Consider the following 23,694-nt stretch of genomic DNA (forward strand, 5'->3'; position numbering starts at 1 on the left):
GGTTGTACTGCCTCTCGGTGGACTCTTTCACTTGCCGAAGACCATCAGGAGCTTCTCGTCCTTGTCCTGGGCGCGCAGGTAGGTGACGGAGAGGTAGAGACGGCCGCCCGCGTAGTCGATCTGCGGGTAGTAGAAGGCGCTCTCGATCGGAGCGGCAATGCCGGACGGGTTGCGCAGCAGGGCGGTGGGCGTGCCTCCGGCGGCCGGGATCGCGACGACCTCGCCGCCCTTGTCCTTCGCGTCCTTCTCGGCGGACCGGTAGGCGATCAGCTGCCCGTTCTCCATCCTGATCGGGGTGAGGGTGCGGCCGTCGCCGGCCGGGGTGCGCCACTTGGCCTTGCCGGTGCCCAGGTCGAAGGCGACGATCTCGTTGGCCCTGCCGGTGTCCGTGGCGGTCGGCATGTAGAGGGTGCCGCCGTCGACGACGGTGATGCGGCAGACCTCAAGGGAATCCGACGACTCGGGGTCGCACTCGTTGGCGAACTTGCCCTCGCCCTTCACGGTGGCGCTGTGCTTCCCGTCGGGCCCGAGGACCACGATGGCGCGCTCGTTCTTCGCCTTGTTGACGAGGTCGAGGACGACCGGGTCGAGGGAGTAGACGTTGGCGACCTTGAAGCCGTCGGGGAGCTGGTAGGTCCAGGTCTTCTTGCCGGTGACCGGGTCGGCGCCCGAGACCTCGCCCTTGCCGCCCTTCTCCAGGCAGCGGGAGATCGCGATCATCCTGTTGTCGCGGACGGTGTAGGCGCCGGGCTGGCAGCCCTCGGCGGACCCGCCGCTGGCGAACAGCTTGTCACCCGTGCTGATCTTGAAGGCGCTGGCGGCGGAGCCGCGGCTGACGGCGACGGTGTCGCCGGTCATCCCCAGGGTGGGGCTGGTCATGATGTCGGTGAACCCCTCGTCGGGGATCTCCTTGGACCAGCCCTCCTTGCCCGTCTTCAGGTCGACCATCCGCATCCGGTTGCAGAGGGCGCCCTCGGCTCCGCTCTCCTTGTACAGGACGACGGTCTTGGCGTCGGCGGTGGTCTGCGGGGTGACGGAGCAGATCGGGGTGGGGAAGGCGAGCGTCCACTGCTCCTTGCCGTCGCCGGCCCCGTAGGCGGTGAGGTTGTTCCACAGCCTCTTGACGACGGTGTCGCCGACGACCCACTGGCCCTGGGTGGCGACGCCCCTGCCGGGGCCGTCGATCTTGACGGTCTTGAGCCAGAGGACCTTGTCCTCGCCCTGCTTGCGCCCGGCGTTGAAGTCCTCTGCGGCCTGGGAGCCGTTGCCGCTGCCGTCGCCCTTGTCGGGGTCGCCGGAGGCCTTGGGGTCGGCGGGCGGGGAGCTCTGCGCCACCGGCGTGGCCGGATCCTTCTCCCCGCCGCCCGCGAGGAGCGCGTACCCGCCGACGCCGAGGACGAGCACGCCGGCGACCGCGGCCGCGGCGACGGCGGTGGTGCGCCGACGGCCGGGCGGGGTGCCCGGGCGCCGGGGCGCGCCGGACTGCGGCGGGAAGGCGTAACCGGGCTGCCCCATGGGAGTGGTGGGGGGCTGCGGCTGGGCGTACGGGTTGGGGCCCTGCGAGGGCGTGTTGTACGAGGGCTGCGGGGGGCCGGGGAGGTGCGCGTAAGCGTCCGGCGCCGGAGGCTGGTTCGGCGGCTGGGGCTGCTCGGTCATCGGCGCGTACCTTCGGCGTCACGGGGGAGTGGTGGGAGATCACCTTTCTACCACTGCCTCCGAGACGGCAGCGGGCCGGTCGCACCCCTGTTCCCAAGGGCGGACCGGCCTGTGACAGCGTCGTTATCAGGCCGGTTGGCCGCTGCGCCTGCGGACCGTCAGGCCTCCTCGGCCAGCTCCAGCCAGCGCATCTCCAACTCGTCCCGCTCCGCAATGAGTTCGCGGAGCTCGGCGTCGAGCTTGGCCACCTTCGCGAAGTCCGTGGCGTTCTCGGCGATCTGGGCGTGCAGGTTGGTCTCGCGGTCGGCCATCTTGTTCAGCTGCCGTTCGATCCGCTGCAGTTCCTTCTTCGCGGCGCGGGCGTCGCCGGCCGACGTCGACTTCGGCGCGGCCGGGGCGGGCGCGGGGGCGGCCGCCTCGATCATCTTCTGGCGGCGCTCCAGGTACTCGTCGAGGCCGCGCGGCAGCATCCGCAGGGTCGCGTCGCCCAGCAGCGCCATCACCGTGTCGGTGGTGCGCTCGATGAAGAACCGGTCGTGCGAGATGACGATCATCGAGCCGGGCCAGCCGTCGAGGAGGTCCTCCAGCTGCGTGAGGGTCTCGATGTCCAGGTCGTTGGTGGGCTCGTCGAGGAAGAGCACGTTCGGCTCGTCCATCAGCAGCCGCAGGATCTGCAGGCGGCGCCGCTCACCACCGGAGAGGTCGCCGACCGGCGTCCACTGCTTCTCCTTGGTGAAGCCGAACTGCTCGCACAGCTGACCGGCGGTCATCTCGCGGCCCTTGCCGAGGTCGACGCGGTCGCGGACGCGCTGGACGGCCTCCAGGACCCGCAGGGACGGGTCGAGTTCGCCGACCTCCTGGGAGAGGTACGCCAGCTTGACCGTCTTGCCGACGGTGACGATGCCGGCCGCGGGCTGGACGTCGCCCTGGGTGCGGGCCGCCTCGGCCAGGGCGCGCAGCAGCGAGGTCTTGCCGGCGCCGTTGACGCCGACGAGGCCGATCCGGTCGCCGGGGCCGAGGTGCCAGGTGAGGTGCTTGAGCAGGGTCTTCGGCCCGGCCTGGACGGTCACGTCCTCCAGGTCGAACACGGTCTTGCCGAGGCGGGCGTTGGCGAAGCGCATCAGCTCGGAGGTGTCGCGCGGCGGCGGCACGTCCGCGATGAGGGCGTTGGCGGCCTCGATGCGGAACCGCGGCTTGGAGGTGCGGGCGGGGGCGCCGCGGCGCAGCCAGGCCAGCTCCTTGCGCATCAGGTTCTGCCGCTTGACCTCCTCGGTGGCGGCGATCCGCTCGCGCTCGGCGCGGGCGAAGACGTAGTCGCTGTAGCCGCCCTCGTACTCGTAGACGCTGCCGCGCTGGACGTCCCACATGCGGGTGCAGACCTGGTCGAGGAACCAGCGGTCGTGGGTGACGCAGACGAGGGAGGAGCGGCGCTGCCGCAGGTGCTCGGCCAGCCAGGAGATGCCCTCGACGTCGAGGTGGTTGGTGGGCTCGTCGAGGACGATGAGGTCCTGGTCCTCGATGAGCAGCTTGGCGAGGGCGATGCGGCGGCGCTCGCCACCGGAGAGGGGGCCGATGACGGTGTCCAGGCCCCGGTCGAAACCGGGCAGGTCCAGGCCGCCGAACAGGCCGGTCAGGACGTCGCGGATCTTCGCGTTGCCGGCCCACTCGTGGTCGGCCATGTCCCTGATGATCTCGTGGCGGATCGTCGCGGCGGGGTCGAGCGAGTCGTGCTGGGTCAGGACGCCCATGCGCAGGCCGCCGCTCTGGGTGACCCGGCCGGAGTCGGGCTCCTCCAGGCGGGCCAGCATGCGGATCAGGGTGGTCTTGCCGTCGCCGTTGCGGCCCACGACACCGATCCGGTCCCCCTCGGACACGCCGAGGGAGATGCCGTCGAGCAGGGCACGGGTGCCGTACACCTTGCTGACTGCCTCGACATTGACCAGATTGACGGCCATCAGACGCGCTCCAGGTGGGGTACCCCCGGACGGGTCCGGGGGAGGGTGTGGATCAGCCCCTCAGCCTAACGCTCCGGGGCGGGGCGGGGCGTTCCACCAGGTACCAGCCCCCGAGGGCCATGGCGATGGCGGCGGGTGCGGTGACGGGCAGGGCGACGAGGGTGGCGGTGTGGCCCTCGAAGAGGCCGCCGAGGCCGGTCATGGACAGGCCGAGGACGCCCAGCAGGCACAGGGTGGTGCCGGCGGCGGCGCGCGGCGAGGAGCCGGGGGCGGAAGCCGCAGGGGCGGGAGCGGGGGCCGGGGCGGGGGCCGGGGCTTCGAAGCGGCGGAAGGCGGCGACGAGCAGCCCGGTCAGCGCGGCGGCGAGCAGGAGCCGTACGGGCACCTGGGCCCACCAGGCGGCCGAGGCGGGCTCGGGCAGCCGCATGCCGAGGGCGAGCTGGGCGGCGTACACGGCGAGCATGGCGGTGAGGTGCCACAGGAAGGCGGTCATGGCGATCCCGTTGGCGGCGACCACGGCCCGCCAGACGCGGGGCCGGGCCAGCAGCCGTGCGGCGGGCGCCGCGAGCAGTTCGACGGCCCCGACGAGCCAGAGCCCGTGGCAGAGCAGGGCGAGGGTGGGCGGTGCCATGTTGGAGACCTTCTCGCCGGGCATCCCGACCATGGACAGCGGGTACGGGCCGTACGCGACGAGCAGCGCGGCCCCCGCGAGCCCGGCGGCGGCGAGCACGGCGGGACGCAGGAGGCGGGTGCGGCGGCCGGTGGCGGGGAGGCCGCCGGTGCCGGGGAGGCCGGTGGTGGCGGGGGTGATGCGGCCGTCGGCGCGCAGGAAGCCGAGCTGGTGCACGGCGAGCCAGACGAAGGCGAAGTTGAGGAACTCCACGTAGGGCACGCCGGCCGCGAACCGGAGCAGGTCGACGGCCGCTGCGGCCCCGGCGAGCGCGGCGAAGGCACCCCAGCCCCAGCGGCGGTGCAGCCGGAGCAGGGGCGGGGTGAGGGCGACCATGGCGAGGTAGATGCCGATGAACCACAGCGGCTGGGTGACCATCCTGAGGGCGGCCCCGGAGAGCCGCCCGTCCCCGCGGCCGGCGGCCTGGACGGCGACCGCGGCGGCCGTCCAGACGAGGACGAAGACGAGGGTGGGCCGCAGCAGCCGGCGCAGCCGGGCCCGCAGGAAGGCGGCGTAGACGCCCCGGCCGCCGGCCTTCCGCTCCAGGGAGCGGTACGACAGGGCGTGCGAGAACCCGCCGACGAAGAAGAAGACCGGCATGATCTGCAGCGCCCAGGTGAGGATCTGCAGTTCGGGGACGAGGGCGAGCAGGTTCCCTATCCCGTCACCGCTGACCGCGGCCATCAGCCAGTGCCCGAGCACGACGGTGGCCAGCGAGGCGACGCGCAGCAGATCGACGTACCGGTCCCGCGTCGCGGGGGTCGCCTCGGCCAGGTCCCGTGCGCTCGTTGCACTCTTGTCCATGCCGGTACGCTCCCGCGCGGCCGGGGCCCGGGACCAGAGCGCTGGTACTCATTTCCGGTCTGGGTACCCGGTACCGGGCGGTTCAGGAGTACCGGGCGGTTCAGAGGTACCGGGCGGTTCAGGAATTGAGGACCGCCGCGACGATGGGGCCGGCCGCGTCGCCGCCGTGCCCGCCGCCCTCGACCATCGCGGCCGCGGCCAGGTCGCCGTTGAAGCCGGTGAACCAGCTGTCGGGGCTGCCGGCGCCGTCGACCTCGGCCGAGCCGGTCTTCGCGCCCTTGTCGGAGCCGCGGACGGTGCCCATGACCTCGGCGGCGGTGCCGCTGGAGGCGGTCTGCTTCATCATCCGCACCACCTGCTGGGCGACCGCGGGCTTCATGCCGCGCTCGGCGCGGGCGATCGGGCGGCCGTCGAGGTCCGGGGCGATGATCACGGGCTGGTGGAACCGGCCGGTGCGGGCGGTGGCCGTGAGGGAGGCGACGTTGAGGGGGTTCATGGTGATCTGCCCCTGCCCGATGTAGGCCGCGGCGGCGGCCGCGCCGGTCGCCGCGGGGACCTTGCCGTCGGCGGAGCGGACGCCGGTCTTCCAGTCGAGTCCGATGCCGAAGACCTCGCGGGCCTCCTTCGACAGGGCGGCGTCGTCGCGGACGTCGTCGATCCGCTTGATGAAGGAGGTGTTGCAGGAGCGGGCGAAGCCGGTGGCGAAGGTGGCGTCGGCGGGCAGGTCGAAGTGGTTCAGGTTGCGGAAGGAGCGGCCGCCCCAGGAGGCCTCCTTGGTACACTCGGCCGGCTGGTCCGCCCCGGCCTTGCCGCGGTCGATCAGCATGGCCGCCGTGACGATCTTCATGGTGGAGCCGGGGGCGCGGGCGCCCTCCATGGCCGCGTTGAAGCCGTCCTTGCGGTGGTTGGCGATGGCCAGGATGTCCCCGCTGCTCGGCTTGACGGCGGCCACCGAGGCCTCGGGGAACCGGGCGACGGCCTTCTCCGCCACGGCCTGGACCTCTGCGTCGAGCGTCGTCTTCAGCGTCCCGGGCTCGCCCTCGGCCAGGGTCAGCAGGGTGCGCTTCGGCGCGTCCTGCGCGGCCGGCTCGATCCACAGCTCGGCCCCGGCGCGGCCGCCGGCCTTGGCGCCGTAGGTCTGCCGCAGCTGGTCCAGGACCGGGCGCAGCGAGGGGTACTTCTCGGCGGTGAGCTCCGCGCCGTTGCGGTCGACGGCCTTGACGGGCGGGACGGCGGGGGCGCCGGCGCGCAGCTTCTCGTCCTTGCCGAGCTGCGGGTGGATGACCGAGGGCTGCCAGTCGACGACGGGCTTGCCGCTGGTCGCGCCGCGGACGACGGTCAGCTTGGAGTCGTAGGCGAGCGGCTTGGTCGCGCCCTCGTAGGTGATCTCGGCGGCGACGGCGAACGGGACGGTGGTCCCGGTCGCGGCGCCCGGTGTGATGACGGCCTTGGAGACGAAGGCCTTGGCCCGGTAGTCGGCGACCGCGGCCTGCGCCGCCTGCGGGTTGTTGGTCAGCCGGGCGGCCGCGGCCCCGTCCCCGGCGGCCCAGGCGTCGAGGAAGGCCTTGGCGGTGCGGGCGGCGTCCTGGTCGGTGACGGGGCCGCTCCCCTTCGCGGACTGCGTGGTGGCGCCCTTGACGTCGCCACTGCCGCTGCCGCTGCCGGCGTCGGCCACCAGCGTATAGGCCCCGTATCCGGCCCCGCCCAGCATCGCGAGGAACACCCCGCCGATGATGGCCCCCTTCGCCGCCCCGTTCACGTCACGTCCTCCCCGTAAAATCCCCCGGACCCCTGAACGCGTTCAAAGACCCCTCGGTACGGACCTTACGCGGCGTACGCATGCCATGCACATCTTGTTACGGGAGGGAGACATTCCGAAAAGGCCGCGCACAAGGTGGACCTCGTACGTCGGCGGAAGGCGTCCGTGCCGGGCGGCTGGACGTACGAGGCGCACCTGATGATCCTCGGCCCCGGCTACGCCTCCCCGGCCGTACTCCAGACCGACGTGGACGACCCCAAAACGACGTACCTGGACACCACCTCGTCCCGGCACGCGCAGATCACCTATGCAGAAGCGCTGGAAGAAGCGCTGAGTGAGTCAACCACACCGTGCCAGAACAGCCCTCGGACTGCTGGTCGCGTGGCAGTCCCCCGTCAACGCGGGACCTCTGCTCACCGAACCGCCGAACGGCGGGACCGAGCAACCCCAGATGAGACACGCCTCGTGCGTGACCACGCTGGAGCGCCCGGCCCCCGCCACGGCTGCAACCCGCAGCTCACCCTCCGGTGAATTGCGGATCAAGTCTTAGACCCAGGTGTCCAGCCACATGCGGCTGCGCCAGGAGTCCATCGGGATCGTTTCGCCCGTGTAGACCGGCCAGAAGTAGATGAAGTTCCAGACGATCAGCAGCACGAGCACGCCCGCCGCGATCGCGCCCAGCGCGCGCCTGCGCTCCGACGAGCCCGCCGGGCCCAGCAGCGCCCCCACCGTCATCGCCACCGCCAGGCACAGGTACGGGACGAAGACCACCGCGTAGAAGAAGAAGATGGTCCGCTCCTGGTAGTTGAACCAGGGCAGCAGGCCCGCGGCCAGTGCGCAGGCGATCGCGCCCGCCCGCCAGTCGCGGCGGAAGAACCACCGCCACAGCACGTACAGCAGCGCGAAGCAGCCCGCCCACCACAGCAGCGGTGTGCCCAGGGCCAGCACCTCGCGGGCGCACTTGCCGGCCTCCGTCGCCGGGCAGCCGTCCGTGCCGGGGTCGGGGGACTCGTAGAAGTACGACACCGGGCGGCCCAGGACCAGCCAGCTCCACGGGTTCGACTCGTAGGTGTGCCCCGACGTCAGGCCCACGTGGAACTTGTAGACCTCCGTCTCGTAGTGCCACAGGCTGCGCACCCACTCCGGCAGGAACGACAGGGCGCTGCCCTGGTCCTGCTTGGCGGCCCAGTCGCGGAAGTAGCCGCCCTTGCCGTCGTCCGGGCTGAGGATCCAGCCCGTCCAGGAGGCCACGTACACGGTGATCGCGACCGGGACCGTGGAGACGAACGCCGGCAGCGCGTCCCGGCGCAGCATCGCCGCGTACGGGGTCCCGGCTCCCGCGGTGCGGCGGGCGGCCGCGTCCCACAGGACCGTGAGCACGCCGAAGAAGGCGAGTGCGATCAGGCCGTTCCACTTGGTGCCGAAGGCCAGGCCCAGGCAGACGCCGGCCAGGATCCGGTACGGGCGCAGGCCCAGCCGCAGCGTCTCGGCGACGGCCGCGTCCGGCCTGGTGCGGCCCTCGTCGTCCACGGGCAGCGCGGCCGCGAGTCTGGCCCGCGCCCGGTCCCGGTCGACGAGCAGCGCCCCGAAGGCGGCCAGGACGAAGAACATGAGGACCAGGTCGAGCAGGGCGGCGCGGCTCATCACCAGGTGCAGGCCGTCCACCGCCAGCAGGGTGCCCGCCAGGCAGCCGAGGAAGGTGGAGCGGAACAGCCGCCGCCCGATCCGGCACAGCAGCAGCACCGACAGGGTGCCGAGCACGGCGGTCATGAACCGCCAGCCGAACGGGTTGAAGCCGAACATCCACTCGCCGAGCCCGATGACCCACTTGCCGACCGGCGGGTGCACCACGTACCCGGGGTCCGCGGGCAGGGCGACCCCGTCGGGGTTGGCGAGGATCGACTTGTCGATGTCCTTGGGCCAGCTCGCCTCGTAGCCCTGCCGGATCGTGGCCCAGGCGTCCTTGGCGTAGTACGTCTCGTCGAATATCACCGCCTTCGGGCTGCCCAGGTTCACGAACCGCAGCACGCCGGCGACCAGCGCCACCAGCACCGGCCCGGCCCACGCCATGGCGCGCTGCCAGGTGTCCGCCGCCGACGCGGGGATCCCGAGCGCCGCCCACAGCTGCGCGGAGGGCCGGGCGTACGGGGGCACCAGGCGGGCTCGGACATCCGGCCGCCGTGCGCCGGCGGGCGGCGCGTAGCCGAAGCCGCGCAGGCGGCGCAGCCAGGGGGACGGCTCTTCTTCGCGCCCCGCGACCGGGGCGGGCGGGGCCCCCGCAGGGCTGGGCGGCGGCGTCGCGGTACTGGTCACCGGGTCATCGTAGGGAACGCCGCTGTGGGAACCCCAGTGCCGAACCCCGGTGCCGCAGAAGGCCGGTGTCCGCGCCGGTGCCCGCGCCCGTGCTCCCCGGTGTCCGCGCCGGTGCCCCCCGGTGCCCGCGCCGGTGCCCCCCGGTGTCCGCGCCGGGCGGTACGGGCGGGGGCGGCCGGCCCGGCTGAGAGGATGGACGGGTGACGACTGACCAGCCCATCGGCTCCGAAACCCCCGCACGCCCCGCCGCCTCCCGGGTCTCGGGCAGCGCCTCCGATTCCGGTGCGGGCGTGCTCGTGCTCGCCGGCACCCCGATCGGCGACCTGGCCGACGCCCCGCCCCGGCTCGCGGCCGAACTGGAGCGGGCCGACGTGGTCGCCGCCGAGGACACCCGGCGGCTGCGCCGGCTGACCCAGGGCCTCGGCGTGCACACCTCCGGGCGGGTCGTGTCGTACTTCGAGGGCAACGAGTCGGCGCGCACCCCCGAGCTGGTGGAGGCGCTGCGGGACGGCAAGCGGGTGCTGCTGGTCACCGACGCCGGCATGCCGTCCGTCTCCGACCCCGGGTACCGGCTGGTCGCCGCCGCCGTGGAGCAGGACATCCGGGTCACCGCCGTGCCGGGTCCGTCGGCCGTGCTGACCGCGCTCGCCCTGTCCGGGCTGCCCGTCGACCGGTTCTGCTTCGAGGGGTTCCTGCCGCGCAAGGCCGGCGAGCGCCTCGGCCGGCTGCGCGAGGTCGGGGGCGAGCGGCGCACCCTCGTCTACTTCGAGGCGCCGCACCGGCTCGACGACACCCTCGCCGCGATGGCCGAGGTGTTCGGTCCCGGCCGGCGGGCCGCCGTCTGCCGCGAGCTGACCAAGACGTACGAGGAGGTGAAGCGGGGCGGTCTCGGCGAGCTGGCCGCCTGGGCCGCCGAGGGCGTGCGCGGGGAGATCACCATCGTGGTGGAGGGCGCCCCCGCCGCCGGCCCCGGCGACGTCGACGCCGAGGAGCTGGTGCGCCGGGTACGGGTGCGCGAGGAGGCGGGAGAGCGTCGGAAAGAAGCCATCGCGGCGGTCGCGGCCGAGGCCGGAGTACCCAAGCGGGAGGTCTTCGACGCGGTGGTGGCGGCAAAGAATGCGGCCGGAAACATGCAGTGAGAAGGTAAAGAGCTAATCTGAAAAGCAAAGCTCAGACCGCGCACCGGGCGCTTCGGGAATGAGTCGCCCAAGGGCCGTACAACACTGCACATGGCCTGATGCGCTCCTGCCCGAAGAGGCGTCCACTGGCATTGGCACAGTGGAACAAGAGGAGCTGGCATGAGTGAGACCGCAGACACCTCGATACCCGCCCCCGCACCCGCACCCGCACCCGCGCCGACCCCGGCATCCCCGCCCGTGGCGCCCGGCGTGCGGACCGTGCACGAGGCGTACTCCTTCGCGTGCATGAGGTGCGGATTCGCGTGGGAGCAGGCCTACGAGATCGAGCACCACACCGACGGCAGGGGCCAGCCCTTCATCCTGTACAAGGTGGAGGGCGAGCGGGTGCCCTCCCCGCTGTCGAACCCGACCTGCCAGAACTGCGGCGGCCACGTGGTGCGGATCATGCGCGCGGGGCAGGTCTCGTCCGTGCTGGGCACGATCGACAAGCTCTGGCACCACCGCATCGCACCCGGGATCGCCGGCCCCGTGCCGGCCGGGGCGAACGAGCCGCGGACCCACCGGCAGAGCAGGAAGCCGTCGCACGACAGCCCCGGCCCGGTGGCCGTGGACGCCGAGCTGGACGGGGAGCAGAAGCGCCGCGGACCGCTCGCCCGCCTGCTGCGGAAGCTGCGCCGGTCATAAGATCGGCCCTATGAGCCCTGCCAGCCCCTCCGCCTCCGCCGCGGGCGCCCGGAACGACCGGGACGCCCGCGACACCCCGCCGCCGCTGCCGGAACCGCTCCGCGTGGCGGTCGCGGATGCGCACACCCACCTGGACATGCAGTCCGGCACCGTCGAGGAGGGCCTCGCCAAGGCCGCCTCCGTCGGGGTGACCACCGTCGTGCAGGTGGGCTGCGACGTGAAGGGCTCCCGCTGGGCCGCCGAGACCGCCGCCGCGTACGAGAACGTCCACGCGGCGGTGGCCCTGCACCCGAACGAGGCCCCCCGCATCGTCCTCGGGGACCCCGACGGCTGGTCCCGGCAGGGCGCCCGGGCGGGGGGCGGCGAGGCCGCGCTCGACGAGGCGCTGGCCGAGATCGAGGCGCTCGCGAAGCTCGACCACGTCAAGGCCGTAGGCGAGACCGGCCTGGACTACTTCCGCACCGGCCCGGACGGCATGGCGGCGCAGGAGCGCTCCTTCCGCGCCCACATCGAGATCGCCAAACGGCAGGGCAAGGCGCTGGTCATCCACGACCGCGACGCCCACGCGGACGTGCTGCGCGTGCTCCGCGAGGAGGGCGCGCCCGAGCGGACGGTCTTCCACTGCTACTCCGGCGACGCCGACATGGCCCGCGAGTGCGCCGCCGCCGGCTACTACATGTCCTTCGCCGGGACCGTCACGTTCAAGAACGCCCAGCCGCTGCGGGACGCCCTCGCCGTGGCCCCGCTGGAACTCGTCCTCGTCGAGACGGACGCCCCGTACCTCACCCCGGCGCCGTACCGCGGACGGCCCAACGCGCCGTACCTCATTCCGCTGACCGTACGGGCCATGGCCGCGGTCCGCGGGATCGACGAGGACGCGATGGCCACGGCCCTGGCGGCGAACACGGCCCGCGCCTTCGACTACTGAGCCCTTCTCCGCCCCTCCGTTCCCCCCTCCGCTCCTCCCCTTCCCTCACCCCGACACGCTGGGTAGCTGCGCGGCTTTGGAGAGTCACCGCGGCTCCGCTAGGGTGCCGTGCCCGAAACCGAAGGCGGGCCGGACCAGTGGAGCGAGCGTCGTGAGCGAGAGTCCTTACACCGGGGTCTACGGGCCCGCCGCCGACCCCCGCCTCCCCTGGCCGCCCTACGCGGCCCCCGGAGCGGATCCGGCCCCGGATCCCGGGCCCTGGGCGCACCCGGGCGGGGGCCGCGGCCGGTATCCCGGGCCGGGGCCGGAGCCGGACGGCGACGGCGACGACGGTTCGGCGGGGGCGGTGACGGCCGAGGACGGCCTTCCGGGGCCGCGGAGAGCGGACCGCCGCCGGAAGCCGCCGGAGGCGGCCGTCCCGGGCAGGCGGGCCCGCGGCCGCACCGGGGGCCTCACCGGGGCGACGGAGGCCGCCACCGCCCCCGCGGCCCTGGCCCTGGCCGTGGCCGTCCCCGGCACCGGCCGCCGACGGGCGGGCGCCGTGCCCGACGGCCTCCCCGGCTTCCCCGGCGTCCTCGGCCCCGCCGCCCCCGGCACCGGCCGCCGGCGCGCGGCCGCGCCGCCCGACGGCCCGCCCGGGCCCGGCCTCCCCGGCACCGGCACCGGCCGCCGACGCCGCACCCCGTCGCCGGACGAGCGGGACGAGCCCGCCACCGCAGGCCCCGGCTCCGGGCCCGCCCCCGGGCCCGGCCCCGTCCCCGTACCCGGCCGTGTCGCGGCGCCCGCCTCCTGGCGGCGGATCGTTCCGCAAGCGCTGGTCGTCGCCTTCCTCGCGGGCGGCACCACCGCGTTCGTCGCCGCCGACAAGTCCGTCCGCCTCACCGTCGACGGGCAGTCCCGGACCCTCCACACCTTCGCCGACGACGTCGGCGAGCTCCTCGCCTCCGAAGGCCTCGGCGTCAGCGCCCACGACCTCGTCGCCCCCGCCCGCGGGGCCGCCCTCGGCGACGGCGACGAGGTCGTCGTCCGCTACGGCCGCCCCCTGCAGCTCACCCTCGACGGGCAGAGCCGCCAGGTGTGGACCACCGCCGACACCGTCGAGGCGGCCCTGCGCCAGTTCGGGATCCGCGTCGAGGGCGCCTACCTCTCCGTCCCCCGCACCGCGCCCGTCCCCCGCGCCGGCCTCACCTTCGCCGTCCGCACCGAGCGCAGCGTCACGTTCCTGGCCGACGGCGACGAGACCACCGTCCGCACCAACGCCGCCACCGTCCAGGAGGCCCTCGCCCAGGCCGGCATCGGCCTCAGCGGCCAGGACACCACCTCCGTCCCGCCCGACTCCTTCCCCCGCGACGGCCAGACCGTCACCGTGCTCCGCATCACCGGCACCCGCGAGGTCCGCGAGGAGCGCATCCCCTTCGCGACCGAACGCGTCGAGGACGACACCCTGTTCGCCGGCACCGAGCTCGTCGAACAGCCCGGCCGCACCGGCACCCGGCGCGTCACGTACGTCCTGCGCACCGTCAACGGCGTCCGGCAGACGCCCCGCCAGGTCGCCGAGGAGACCGTCCGCGAGCCCGTCACCCAGCTCGTCAAGGTCGGCACGAAGCCGCTGCCGGCATCCGTCGCCGGCGCGGAGGGACTCGACTGGGCGGCGCTGGCCCAGTGCGAGTCGGGCGGCCGGGCCGACGCGACCGACCCGTCGGGCACGTACGGCGGCCTGTACCAGTTCGACGTCCGCACCTGGCAGGCCCTCGGCGGCAGCGGCCGCCCGCAGGACGCGTCGGGCGCGGAGCAGACGTACCGGGCCAAGAAGCTGTACGTGCAGCGGGGGGCGACTCCGTGGCCGCACTGCGGCCGTAGGCTTTACCGGTGAGCACCGCAGAGCAGCAGCCCGACAGAACCCCTGACGCCCCTGACGCCCTTCTCGGCGCGGCCGACATCCGCGAGCTGGCCGACGCCCTCGGCGTGCGCCCGACCAAGCAGAAGGGCCAGAACTTCGTCATCGACGCCAATACGGTGCGGCGCATCGTGCGCACCGCCGACGTCCGGCCCGACGACGTCGTCGTCGAGGTCGGGCCCGGGCTGGGCTCGCTGACGCTCGCGCTGCTGGACGCCGCCGACCGGGTCACCGCCGTCGAGATCGACGACGTCCTCGCCGCGGCGCTGCCCGCGACGATCGCGGCGCGCATGCCGGGGCGCAAGGACCGCTTCGCACTGGTCCACTCCGACGCCCTCCTCGTCGAGGAACTGCCGGGGCCGCCGCCCACCGCGCTCGTCGCGAACCTGCCGTACAACGTGGCCGTGCCGGTGCTGCTGACGATGCTGGACCGCTTCCCCAGCATCGAGCGGACCCTGGTCATGGTGCAGTCCGAGGTCGCCGACCGGCTGGCCGCCCGGCCCGGCAACAAGGTGTACGGGGTCCCCTCGGTCAAGGCGAACTGGTACGCGGACGTGAAGCGGGCCGGCGCCATCGGCCGCAACGTGTTCTGGCCCGCGCCGAACGTGGACTCCGGGCTGGTCTCGCTGGTGCGGCGGGCCGAGCCGATCAAGACGACCGCCTCGAAGGCGGAGGTGTTCGCGGTCGTGGACGCGGCGTTCGCGCAGCGCCGCAAGACGCTGCGGGCCGCGCTGTCCGGCTGGGCCGGCTCCGCCGCCGGGGCCGAGGCCGCCCTGGTCGCCGCCGGGATCTCCCCGCAGGCCCGCGGGGAGTCGCTGACGGTGGAGGAGTTCGCCGCCATCGCCGAGAACAAGCCCGCCCACGCGGAAAGGCCGGCCCTGTGAGCGCCGCTCTGAACGCGGGCGTGACGGTACGCGTGCCCGCGAAGGTGAACGTGCAGCTGGCGGTGGGCGCGGCCCGGCCGGACGGGTTCCACGACCTGGCGAACGTCTTCCTCGCGGTGTCGCTGTTCGACGAGGTGACGGTCACCCCGGCCGACGAGCTGACGGTGACCTGCTCGGGCCCCGACGCGGACCAGGTCCCCCTCGACCGCACCAACCTCGCGGCGCGGGCGGCGGAACTCCTCGCGGCCAAGGCGGGCCGCTCCGACGCCGCCGTCCACATCCACATCACGAAGAGCATCCCCGTGGCGGGCGGCATGGCCGGCGGCAGCGCGGACGGCGCCGGCGCGCTCCTGGCCTGCGACCTCCTCTGGGGGCTGGACACGCCGACCGAAGAGCTCCTGGACATCTGCGCGGAGCTCGGCAGCGACGTGCCGTTCAGCCTGATCGGCGGGGCGGCGCTCGGCACCGGGCGCGGCGAACTGCTGACCCCGGTCGAGGCGGGCGCGTTCCACTGGGTCTTCGCGGTCGCCGAGGGCGGGCTGTCCACCCCGGCGGTGTTCCGCGAGTTCGACCGGCTGGCCGAGGGGCGGGACATCCCCGAGCCGCAGGCCTCCCCCGCCCTGCTGGCGGCCCTCGCCTCCGGCGACCCGGACGCGCTGGGCGCGGCCCTGGCCAACGACCTCCAGCCGGCAGCGCTGTCCCTCCGCCCGGAGCTGGGGCGCACCCTTGCCGCCGGGGTGGAGGCGGGCGCCCTGGCCGGCCTGGTCTCGGGCTCCGGACCGACCACGGCGTTCCTCGTACGGGACGAGGAGGCGGCGGCCAAGGTCGCCGCGGCCCTCGAAGCGTCGGGCACCTGCCGGGCCACCCGCACCACCACCAGCCCGGCCCCCGGAGCCACGCCCCTCCCCTGACCGGGGCCCCGCCCCGCCCCCGCGCCCCAAACGCCGGCGAGGCTGGAATTGCCCGGCCGGCACCGCCAGGCGCGGGGTCCCTGCGGACGCCGACGCGGCCGGCCCGCGGGGGCAAGCCGGCCGGCGGCGTCACACCGGGGGCTCCGCCCCCGACCCCGCGCCTCAAACGCCGGCGAGGCTGGAACTGCCCGGCCCACGCCGCCAAGCGCGGGTCCCCGCCCCGCCGGCCGGCCCGCGCCGGCAAGCCGCCCCGCAGCTGGATTTGCCCGGCCTGCGCCGCCAGGCGCGGGTTCCTGCCTCCGGCGGCAGCCGGAGCGGGTCCGGACGGAGCCCGGGGAACGGGGGAAGGGTGGGTAGGGGAACAGCCCCGCAGGGCCACGCCCCCCGCCCGGCGTGGCTGCTTCCGCCCCGCCTGCTTCGGCCGCAGGCGCCCGGCCCTGGCGGCGGGACAGCCCCCGGCGGCCGCGGCAGGGCGGCGCAGCCCGCGGCAAGGCGGCGCAGCCCGCGGCAGGGCGCCGCGGCCGGGTGTTAGAGGGAGGCGTGGAGGGCGCGGATCAGCGCCTGCGCCCGCGGGTCGGCGGTGACGGACTTGGCCAGGGCGTTGGTGACGTAGCCGAAGCCGATGCCGGCCTCGGGGTCGGCGAAGGCGAGGGACCCGCCCCGCCCCGGGTGGCCGAACGACGCCGGGGACAGCATCGGCGAGGCCGGGCTGTGCAGCATGTATCCGGGCCCGAAGCGGGTGTTCACGACCAGGACCCGGTCCGGGCCGGCGGACAGTTCCGCGCCCGCCAGGGCCACCGTCTGCGGTGTGAACAGCCGCGGCCCGTCCTCGGTGTCGTCCAGCAGCGCCGCGTACAGCCCGGCCAGGGCCCGGGCGGTGCCGATGCCCGCGGAGGCGGGGAGTTCGGCGGCCCGGTATGCGGGGGCGTTCTCGTCGGCGAGCGGGGTGATCGCGGCGAAGGCGCGGCGGGTCAGCGACGCGGGGTCGGCGTAGGCCTCGGAGACGTTCCGGCGCGGCCGGGTCCGCAGGGCGCCCGCGGATTCCGGCGGTTCGACGGCGCCGATCCGCCCGACCCGCCCGGACGCCGCTTCGGCTTCCGGCAGGCCGATCCAGAAGTCGAGCCCGAGCGGCCCGGTGACTTCCCGGGCGAGCCAGGTGCCGAGGGAGGCGCCGGTGATGCGGAGCACCAGTTCGGACAGCAGCCAGCTGTAAGTCTGGGCGTGGTAGCCGTGGGCCGTGCCCGGCTCCCAGAACGTCTGCTGTTCGGCGACGGCCCGCGCTCCGGTCAGCCCGTCCGCGGCCTGCTGCGGGGTGAGCGGCACGTCGAGGGCCGGTACGCCCGCCCGGTGGGCGAGGAGGTCCCGTACGAGGGCCCGCTCCTTGCCGCCGGCCTTGAATTCCGGCCAGTACGCGCCGACGGGCGCGTCGAGGTCCAGCAGTCCGCGCTGGTGCAGCAGCAGCGGTACGACGGCGGCCACGCCTTTGGTGGCCGAGCGGACGACCTGCGCCGTGTCGGCCGTCCACGGCACGCCGCCGGCACCGGCACCGGCACCGGCATCCGCATCCGCGTCCACGTCCCGCGTGCCGGCCCACAGGTCGACGACCCGCCGGCCGTCCCGGTACACGGCGACCGCCGCGCCCCGGTCGCCGAGCACCTCGAAGTTGCGTATGAAGGCGTCCCGGACGGCCTCGAAGCCCTCCGCCACCTGACCCTGGATGTTCACGAGCGGTGCAACCACCACGGGCTTCCGGTTATGCCGCGGGCACGGTGCGCGGGTCGAAGCCGAAGGGCAGTTCCAGGCGGTGCCTGCGCATGAGCTCCTCGTCGCACAGCAGGTCGTGGGTGCGTCCGTCGGCGGCGATGACGCCCTCGCTGAGGACGACGGAGCGGGGGCACAGCTCCAGCGCGTAGGGCAGGTCGTGGGTGACCATGAGCACGGTCACGTCGAGCGAGCGGAGGATGTCGGCGAGCTCGCGCCGCGATGCCGGGTCCAGGTTGGAGGAGGGTTCGTCGAGGACGAGGATCTCGGGCCGCATCGCGAGGACGGTCGCGACCGCGACGCGCCGCCGCTGGCCGAAGGAGAGGTGGTGCGGGGGCCGGTCGGCGAAGCCGGCCATGCCGACCTGTTCCAGGGCTTCCCGGACCCGCTGTTCGAGCTCGGGTCCGCGCATTCCGGCTGCGGCCGGGCCGAAGGCCACGTCTTCCCGAACGGTCGGCATGAACAGCTGGTCGTCGGGGTCCTGGAAAACGATGCCGACGCGGCGCCGGATCTCGGCGAGGTTCCGCTTCTCGACGGGGAGGCCGGCGACGGCGACGGTGCCGACCCCGCCGGCGAGGATGCCGTTGAGGTGGAGGACGAGGGTGGTCTTGCCGGCGCCGTTGGGCCCGAGCAGGGCGACCCGCTCGCCGCGGCCGACGGCCAGGTCGACGCCGAAGAGGGCCTGGTGGCCGTCGGGGTAGGCGTAGGCGAGGCCGGCCACCTCCAGGGAGGCAGGGGCGGGGGAAGCGGCGGGGGGCGGGGTCACGAGGTCCATCCGATCACACAGACGGCGAGGGCCGCCGTGGGGAGTACGGCCGCCCGCGCCCATTGGGCGGGGGTGGCGGTGACGTCGTCGATGACCGGCATGGAGCCGGTGTAGCCGCGGCTGACCATCGCGAGGTGGACGCGTTCGCCGCGTTCGTAGGAGCGGATGAAGAGGGCTCCGGCGGTCTTGGCGAGCACCCCCCAGTGCCGGATGCCGCGGGCTTCGAAGCCCCGGGAGCGGCGGGCGACGGACATGCGCCGCAGCTCGTCGGTGATCACGTCGCCGTAGCGGATCATGAAGGAGGCGATCTGTACGAGCAGCGGGGGCAGCTTCAGCCGCTGGAGTCCGAGGAGCAGCTCCCGCAGTTCGGTGGTCGAGGCGAGGATGACGGACGCGGCGACGCCGAGGGTGCCCTTGGCCAGCACGTTCCAGGCGCCCCACAGGCCGGGGACGCTCAGTGACGTGCCGAGCACCTCGATCCGCTCGCCCTCGGCCACGAAGGGCATGAGGACGGCGAAGAGGACGAACGGGATCTCGATCAGCATCCGGCGGAGCAGGAGGCCGGCCGGGATCCGGGCCGTGGCGGCGACGGCCGCGACGAGGAGTGCGTACAGGCCGAAGGCCCACACCGCCTCGCGGGGTGTGGACACGACGACGAGGACGAACGCGAAGACCGCGGCGATCTTGCAGTGCGGCGGCAGCGCGTGGACGGGGGAGTCCGCGTGCCGGTAGAGCCGGTGGGCGTGGCCCGCTCCCATGTCAGCCGGCCGAGGGGGTGGGGGCGGCGGCCCGGTCGGGGGCGGCGGCGCGGCGGCGGCGTACGGCCCAGAAGACGCCGGTGCCGACGGCGACGGTGGCGCCGACGCCGATCACGCCGGCGAGGCCGCCGGAGAGGCGGGCGTCGTCGACGTCCTTGACGCCGTAGTCGGCGAGGGGGGAGCCGGCTGCGGCGTGCTCGGTGACGTTCTGGTCGATGCCCTGGTCGGCGGCGACCTTCTCCAGGCCGTCGGGGCTGGCGGAGGCGTAGAAGGAGACGATGCCGGCGAGGACGAGGGCGGTGGCGAGGCCCGCGCCCCACACCTTCTTCGTCGAGCGGGCGGCAGCCGGGGCCGCGGCTGCGGCAGCGGGCGAGGCGGCCGCCGGGGCGTCGACGAGTTCGCCGCCGACGCGCAGCTTCAGCGGAGCGGTCAGCCCGCGCGCGCCGTGGACCAGGTCGGGCCGTACGGCGAGGACGGCGCCGACGGTCGCGGCGGTGATGGCGGCCTCGCCGATGCCGATGAGGACGTGTACGCCGAGCATGGCGGTGAGCACCTTGCCGAGGGGGACGTCGGTGGTGCCGCCGACGGCGTACATGAGGGTGAAGGCGGCGGCGGAGGCGGGGACGGAGACGAGGGCTCCGGTGAAGGCGGCGACGGTGACGGAGCGCCGGGTGCGGGGCAGGAGCCGGGCCAGGCCGCGGAAGACGGCGTAGGCGATGACGACGGTCACGACGGCCATGTTGACGATGTTCACGCCGAGGGCGGTGAGCCCGCCGTCGGCGAACAGGACGCTCTGCATGAGGAGGACGACGGACACGCAGAGCACGCCGGTCCAGGGTCCGACGAGTATCGCGGCGAGTGCCCCGCCCAGCAGGTGGCCGCTGGTGCCGGCGGCCACGGGGAAGTTCAGCATCTGGACGGCGAAGATGAAGGCGGCGACGAGGCCGGCGAGCGGGGCGGTCCGCTCGTCGAGTTCCCGGCGGGCGCCGCGGAGGCTGACGGCTACCGCGCCGGCGGCGACGGCGCCGGCGGCGAGGGAGACGGGGGCGTCGATGAATCCGTCGGGCACGTGCATGAGGCTGGCTCCGCTTCCTGCGGTCCTTGAGCTGACAAAATCTTTATCCGCTTAAGAATAGGCCCTACTTGCAAACCGGTGGCAAGAGCGGCGACACCACAAATGCTTGTTCGCAGCTTCGTCGGAATGTGCGAGGCTGAAGGGAATACGGACTGCTTTGTTCCGATTCGAGGAGTCTTGTCGATGTCTGCCACCGCCGAGAATCCCACCGGCCCCGCCACCGCCACGGCCGCCACCGCCACCACGAGCGGCGCTGTCGCCACTGCCGTCGAGGAGCGCGTCATCGCCCGCGTGATCACCGACGATCCGCTCTACCGGAAGATCCCCGTCGCCCTGCGCTTCGCCCCCGGCGAGCCGCTCGCCGTGCGGATCGTCTTCCCCGCGGGCCTCTCCCCCGAGGGCACCGACAACGAGTGGGTCTTCCCCCGGGCCCTGCTGGAGGCCGGCCTCCAGGCTCCGTCCGGGACCGGCGACGTGCGCATCTGGCCCTGCGGCCGCGTCCAGGTGGTCGTGGAGTTCCACTCCCCGGACGGGGTGGCGGTCATCCAGTTCGACAGCGCCGCGCTGCGCCGCTTCCTGCGCCGCGCGTACACCCCCGCCACCCGGTCGGCGTAACAACGGGCCACGGGCCGCAGGCCGGCCGCCGCGGGACGCAGGCCGGCCGCCACGGGCCGGAACACGCGAACGGCCCGGCCCCGCACCCGGCGATCCCCTCGGATCGGCCGGGTACGGAGCCGGGCCTTGCCGACCGGATCGGCTCCGGTCGGGCGTTGGGCGGCTCGGTCAGGCGTTGACCAGCTCGCGGTCCTTGTCGGGGCCCTCGGCGGTGCCGGCGGCCTCCAGGTGCTTGCGCAGGCTCTCGCCCTCGACGTCCACGTTCGGCAGGATCCGGTCCAGCCAGCGCGGCAGCCACCAGGCCTTGTGGCCGAGCAGGGCGAGCACCGCCGGGACGATGGCCATGCGGACGACGAAGGCGTCGAAGAAGACGGCGACGGCCAGGCCGAAGCCGATCATCTTCACCATCTGCTCGCTGGCGCCGATGAACCCGGCGAACACCGCGATCATGATCACGGCGGCCGCGACGACGACCCGGGCGCTGTACTGGAAGCCGGTCACGACGGCCTGGCCCGGGCGCTCGCCGTGGACGTACGCCTCGCGCATCCGGGTGACGAGGAAGACCTCGTAGTCCATGGCCAGGCCGAAGACGACGCCCACCATGAAGATCGGCATCATGCTCATGATCGGGCCGGTCTGCTCCACTCCGAAGACCGAGCCGAGCCAGCCCCACTGGAAGACCGCGACGACCGCGCCGAGGGCGGCGACGACGGACAGCAGGAAGCCGAGGGCTGCCTTGAGCGGGACCAGGATCGAGCGGAAGACGACCATCAGCAGGAGGAAGGCGAGACCGACGACGAGCGCCAGGTAGGGCAGGAGCGCGTCGTTCATCTTCTGTGAGAAGTCGATGTTCATCGCGGTCGCGCCGGTGACGAGGACGTCGTCGCCGCTGCCCTCGCGGATGTCGTGGACGAGGGCCTCGGTCTTCGCGGAGGACGGGCGGTCCTTCGGGATGACGGTGATGATGGCGGCGTCGCCGGCCTCGTTGGGCGTCGGCGGCACGACCACGGCCACGCCGTCCAGGCCCTTGATCCGGTCCGCGGTCTCGTCGGCGAGCTTCTTGCCGCCGTCGACGACCACGAGCAGCGGGCCGTTGAAGCCGGGGCCGAAGCCCTCCGAGAGCAGGTCGTAGGCCCTGCGCTGGGTGGTGGAGACCGGCTGGGCGCCGTCGTCGGGCAGGCCCATCTCCAGCTTGCCGGCCGGGACCGCGATGGCGCCGAGGCCGATCACGCCGAGGAGGAGGACGACGACCGGGCGGCGCAGCACGAAGCGGGCCCAGCGGGTGCCGGCGTTGGCCTTGGGCTCGGCGTCGGCGGGGCGGCCCTTGCCGAGCAGCTTGCTCCTCCTGCCCGCGGGCAGCACCTTCCTGCCGGCGAAGCCCAGGATGGACGGGACCAGGGTGAGGGCGACGAGGACGGCGATGACCACGGTGCCCGCGGCGGCGAGGCCCATCTTGGTGAGCATCGGGATGTTGACGACGGCCAGGCCCACGAGGGCGATGACCACGGTCAGGCCGGCGAAGACGACGGCGGAGCCGGCGGTGCCGGCGGCCCGGCCCGCGGCCTCGTCCCGCGGGTGGCCCTCGGCGAGCTCCACGCGGTAGCGGGAGACGATGAAGAGGGCGTAGTCGATGCCGACCGCGAGGCCGATCATCATCGCGAGGGTGGAGGTGGTGGAGCCGAGGTCGAGCACGTTGGCGAGCGCGGTGACGGTGGAGACGCCGATGCCGACGCCGATCAGCGCGGTCAGCAGCGGCAGCCCGGCCGCGATCAGCGAGCCGAAGGTGATGACGAGGACGACCGCGGCGACCGCGATGCCGATGACCTCGCCGGAGCCGCTCTCGGGGACGGTCATCAGGGCGTCGCCGCCGATCTCGACGGTCAGCCCGGCGGCCTTGGCGGCGGTGCCGGACCCGGTGAGCGCGTCACGCGTGTCGTCCTTCAGCTCCATGCCGCTGACGGTGTACTTCACGCTCACGTACGCGGTGGAGCCGTCCTGGCTGACGGCCTGCACCTGGAAGGGGTCGGCGATCGAGGCGACCTGGGCCTTGCCCGGGCCTTCCTGAAGGCCGGAGACGATCTTCTGGACCTGGGCCTTGTTCGCCTCGTCGGTGATCTTGGCGCCCTGCGGGGCCTTGATGACGATGCGGGCGGAGGCGCCGTCGGCGGACATGCCCGGGAACTTCTCGTCGAGCAGGTCGAAGGCCTTCTGGGCCTCCGTTCCGGGCATCGAGAACGAGCCGGAGGTGGGCGCGCCGGCCGACGCCGCGCCGAAGCCGGCGGCGAACAGCAGCGCCACCCATATGAGGGCGACGAGGCCGCGGCGCCGGAAGGCGCCCCGGCCGAGGCGGTAGAGGAAGGTGGCCACGGAGGCGGTCTCCCGTTCTGGTCGTGGGATGGATCCGGGTGCGGATCAGGGCGTGGGGAGCCGGCCCGACGACGAGAGCGGCGTGTCAGGAGCAGCAGGAACGGTGCGCGGGTGGTGACTCAGACGCCGAGGGCGGGGAAGACCACGGCGTCGACGAACTCGGCGAGGAAGGCCCGGTCGACGGACCGGTCCTCGATGAGCGGGAGCGCGATGAAGGCCCCGATGAGCATGTGCGGTACGAAATCCAGGGCGGGACAGTCCGGGGCGATCTCACCCCGGTCGACGGCGCGCCGGAGCATCGCCTGGAGACCGGTGATCTCCGGGTCGATCAGCAGCTCCCGCAGGGCCTGGTGGAGTTCCGGGCTCGTGTGGACGGCATGGGCCAGGCCCCGGATCAGGGCGGTGTCCTTGGCCATCTGCGCGTCGTCGGAGTGCTGGACCATGAGTCCGAAGTCCCCGCGCAGGCTGCCGGTGTCGATCTCCTCCAGGGAGACCGGCTGCGTGCAGCGCAGGGCCCGGGCTACCAGCTCGGGCTTGCTCCCCCACTGGCGGTAGAGGGTGGCCTTGCTGGACTTGGTGCGGGCGGCGACCGCGTCCATGGTCAGTGCGTCGTAGCCGACCTCGCGCAGCAGGTCCAGGACCGCTCCGTGGAGTTCGGCCTCCCGTTCGGGGGTGATGCGGCTGCGCCGCGAGGAGACCTCGTCGGACACCACGGCGCACCTCCCTTCGAACGAAACCGTTTCGTACTTCAC

18 protein-coding genes are annotated in these 23,694 nt (G+C 73.8%); 7 read left to right on the forward strand and 11 right to left on the reverse strand.

Going from position 1 to position 23,694, the window contains the following annotated elements:
• Positions 1–27: 27 nt before the first annotated feature.
• From ACIQUT_RS20320 to ACIQUT_RS20340, 5 genes are all read right to left on the reverse strand, one after another.
• The gene (locus tag ACIQUT_RS20320) at positions 28–1,656 is read right to left on the reverse strand and encodes a PQQ-binding-like beta-propeller repeat protein (RefSeq protein WP_403564309.1); all 1,629 of its coding nucleotides are present in this window, start codon (positions 1,654–1,656) and stop codon (positions 28–30) included.
• A gap of 158 nt (positions 1,657–1,814) precedes the next feature.
• On the reverse strand, positions 1,815–3,611 hold the full coding sequence (locus ACIQUT_RS20325; protein ID WP_403564311.1) for an ABC-F family ATP-binding cassette domain-containing protein: 1,797 nt from the start codon (positions 3,609–3,611) through the stop codon (positions 1,815–1,817).
• A 52-nt stretch (positions 3,612–3,663) separates the two neighbouring features.
• A complete protein-coding gene (locus ACIQUT_RS20330) occupies positions 3,664–5,085 on the reverse strand; it encodes an acyltransferase family protein (protein ID WP_403564313.1) in 1,422 nt (473 codons plus the stop codon).
• Positions 5,086–5,203: 118 nt separating this feature from the next.
• On the reverse strand, positions 5,204–6,844 hold the full coding sequence (locus tag ACIQUT_RS20335; RefSeq protein WP_403564315.1) for a penicillin-binding transpeptidase domain-containing protein: 1,641 nt from the start codon (positions 6,842–6,844) through the stop codon (positions 5,204–5,206).
• Positions 6,845–7,390: 546 nt separating this feature from the next.
• Positions 7,391–9,157 (reverse strand): dolichyl-phosphate-mannose--protein mannosyltransferase, encoded by a 1,767-nt coding sequence (locus tag ACIQUT_RS20340; RefSeq protein ID WP_403564316.1) that lies wholly within the window; start codon positions 9,155–9,157, stop codon positions 7,391–7,393.
• Between the two features lie 218 nt (positions 9,158–9,375).
• Between ACIQUT_RS20340 and rsmI the strand changes: the two genes are divergently transcribed.
• The 6 genes from rsmI (at position 9,376) to ACIQUT_RS20370 (ending at position 15,600) form a co-directional block, all read left to right on the forward strand.
• Entirely contained in the window at positions 9,376–10,296 is a 921-nt protein-coding gene (rsmI, locus tag ACIQUT_RS20345) for a 16S rRNA (cytidine(1402)-2'-O)-methyltransferase (RefSeq protein ID WP_403564445.1), read from the forward strand.
• Between the two features lie 159 nt (positions 10,297–10,455).
• A complete protein-coding gene (locus tag ACIQUT_RS20350; RefSeq protein WP_403564317.1) occupies positions 10,456–10,980 on the forward strand; it encodes a hypothetical protein in 525 nt (174 codons plus the stop codon).
• A 10-nt stretch (positions 10,981–10,990) separates the two neighbouring features.
• Entirely contained in the window at positions 10,991–11,908 is a 918-nt protein-coding gene (locus ACIQUT_RS20355) for a TatD family hydrolase (RefSeq protein ID WP_403564318.1), read from the forward strand.
• Between the two features lie 151 nt (positions 11,909–12,059).
• On the forward strand, positions 12,060–13,781 hold the full coding sequence (locus ACIQUT_RS20360; protein WP_403564319.1) for a ubiquitin-like domain-containing protein: 1,722 nt from the start codon (positions 12,060–12,062) through the stop codon (positions 13,779–13,781).
• On the forward strand, positions 13,778–14,689 hold the full coding sequence (rsmA, locus tag ACIQUT_RS20365) for a 16S rRNA (adenine(1518)-N(6)/adenine(1519)-N(6))-dimethyltransferase RsmA (protein WP_403564320.1): 912 nt from the start codon (positions 13,778–13,780) through the stop codon (positions 14,687–14,689). The genes ACIQUT_RS20360 and rsmA overlap by 4 nt, the downstream gene beginning before the upstream one ends.
• An 8-nt stretch (positions 14,690–14,697) precedes the next feature.
• The gene (locus ACIQUT_RS20370; RefSeq protein ID WP_403564447.1) at positions 14,698–15,600 is read left to right on the forward strand and encodes a 4-(cytidine 5'-diphospho)-2-C-methyl-D-erythritol kinase; all 903 of its coding nucleotides are present in this window, start codon (positions 14,698–14,700) and stop codon (positions 15,598–15,600) included.
• Between the two features lie 528 nt (positions 15,601–16,128).
• Here the strand turns inward: ACIQUT_RS20370 and ACIQUT_RS20375 are convergent.
• From ACIQUT_RS20375 to ACIQUT_RS20390, 4 genes are read right to left on the reverse strand one after another with little or no spacing between them, the layout of a single operon-like run.
• Complete coding sequence (locus ACIQUT_RS20375) at positions 16,129–17,325, reverse strand: serine hydrolase domain-containing protein (protein WP_403564448.1); 1,197 nt, start codon at positions 17,323–17,325, stop codon at positions 16,129–16,131.
• A gap of 28 nt (positions 17,326–17,353) precedes the next feature.
• Positions 17,354–18,136, reverse strand: coding sequence for an energy-coupling factor ABC transporter ATP-binding protein (locus ACIQUT_RS20380; RefSeq protein ID WP_403564321.1), 783 nt, complete (start codon positions 18,134–18,136; stop codon positions 17,354–17,356).
• Positions 18,124–18,885: a cobalt ECF transporter T component CbiQ gene (gene cbiQ, locus ACIQUT_RS20385; RefSeq protein ID WP_403564323.1), complete on the reverse strand. Its 762-nt coding sequence runs from the start codon at positions 18,883–18,885 to the stop codon at positions 18,124–18,126. Before cbiQ ends, ACIQUT_RS20380 begins: the two co-directional genes overlap by 13 nt.
• A 1-nt stretch (position 18,886) precedes the next feature.
• Positions 18,887–19,960: an energy-coupling factor ABC transporter permease gene (locus ACIQUT_RS20390; protein ID WP_403564324.1), complete on the reverse strand. Its 1,074-nt coding sequence runs from the start codon at positions 19,958–19,960 to the stop codon at positions 18,887–18,889.
• A 183-nt stretch (positions 19,961–20,143) separates the two neighbouring features.
• On the opposite strand from ACIQUT_RS20390, the gene ACIQUT_RS20395 reads away from it, so the two are divergent.
• Positions 20,144–20,575, forward strand: coding sequence for an SsgA family sporulation/cell division regulator (locus ACIQUT_RS20395; protein WP_403564326.1), 432 nt, complete (start codon positions 20,144–20,146; stop codon positions 20,573–20,575).
• A 168-nt stretch (positions 20,576–20,743) separates the two neighbouring features.
• Here ACIQUT_RS20395 and ACIQUT_RS20400 read toward each other — a convergent pair whose 3' ends face one another.
• Positions 20,744–22,942, reverse strand: coding sequence for an MMPL family transporter (locus ACIQUT_RS20400; RefSeq protein ID WP_403564328.1), 2,199 nt, complete (start codon positions 22,940–22,942; stop codon positions 20,744–20,746).
• 119 nt (positions 22,943–23,061) lie between these two features.
• Positions 23,062–23,652, reverse strand: coding sequence for a TetR/AcrR family transcriptional regulator (locus ACIQUT_RS20405; RefSeq protein ID WP_403564450.1), 591 nt, complete (start codon positions 23,650–23,652; stop codon positions 23,062–23,064).
• Positions 23,653–23,694: the final 42 nt, after the last annotated feature.

It is taken from the genome of Streptomyces sp. NPDC090445, from assembly GCF_044769385.1.
Lineage (GTDB): Bacteria > Actinomycetota > Actinomycetes > Streptomycetales > Streptomycetaceae > Streptomyces.

Bases quoted from the DNA above. Each gene is read 5' to 3' on its own strand.
- ACIQUT_RS20395 (WP_403564326.1), top strand. From the start codon at position 20,144: ATGTCTGCCACCGCCGAGAATCCCACCGGCCCCGCCACCGCCACGGCC.
- ACIQUT_RS20320 (WP_403564309.1), bottom strand. From the start codon at position 1,656: ATGACCGAGCAGCCCCAGCCGCCGAACCAGCCTCCGGCGCCGGACGCT.
- ACIQUT_RS20380 (WP_403564321.1), bottom strand. From the start codon at position 18,136: ATGGACCTCGTGACCCCGCCCCCCGCCGCTTCCCCCGCCCCTGCCTCC.
- ACIQUT_RS20355 (WP_403564318.1), top strand. From the start codon at position 10,991: ATGAGCCCTGCCAGCCCCTCCGCCTCCGCCGCGGGCGCCCGGAACGAC.
- ACIQUT_RS20330 (WP_403564313.1), bottom strand. From the start codon at position 5,085: ATGGACAAGAGTGCAACGAGCGCACGGGACCTGGCCGAGGCGACCCCC.
- cbiQ (WP_403564323.1), bottom strand. From the start codon at position 18,885: ATGGGAGCGGGCCACGCCCACCGGCTCTACCGGCACGCGGACTCCCCC.
- ACIQUT_RS20350 (WP_403564317.1), top strand. From the start codon at position 10,456: ATGAGTGAGACCGCAGACACCTCGATACCCGCCCCCGCACCCGCACCC.
- ACIQUT_RS20390 (WP_403564324.1), bottom strand. From the start codon at position 19,960: ATGCACGTGCCCGACGGATTCATCGACGCCCCCGTCTCCCTCGCCGCC.
- ACIQUT_RS20325 (WP_403564311.1), bottom strand. From the start codon at position 3,611: ATGGCCGTCAATCTGGTCAATGTCGAGGCAGTCAGCAAGGTGTACGGC.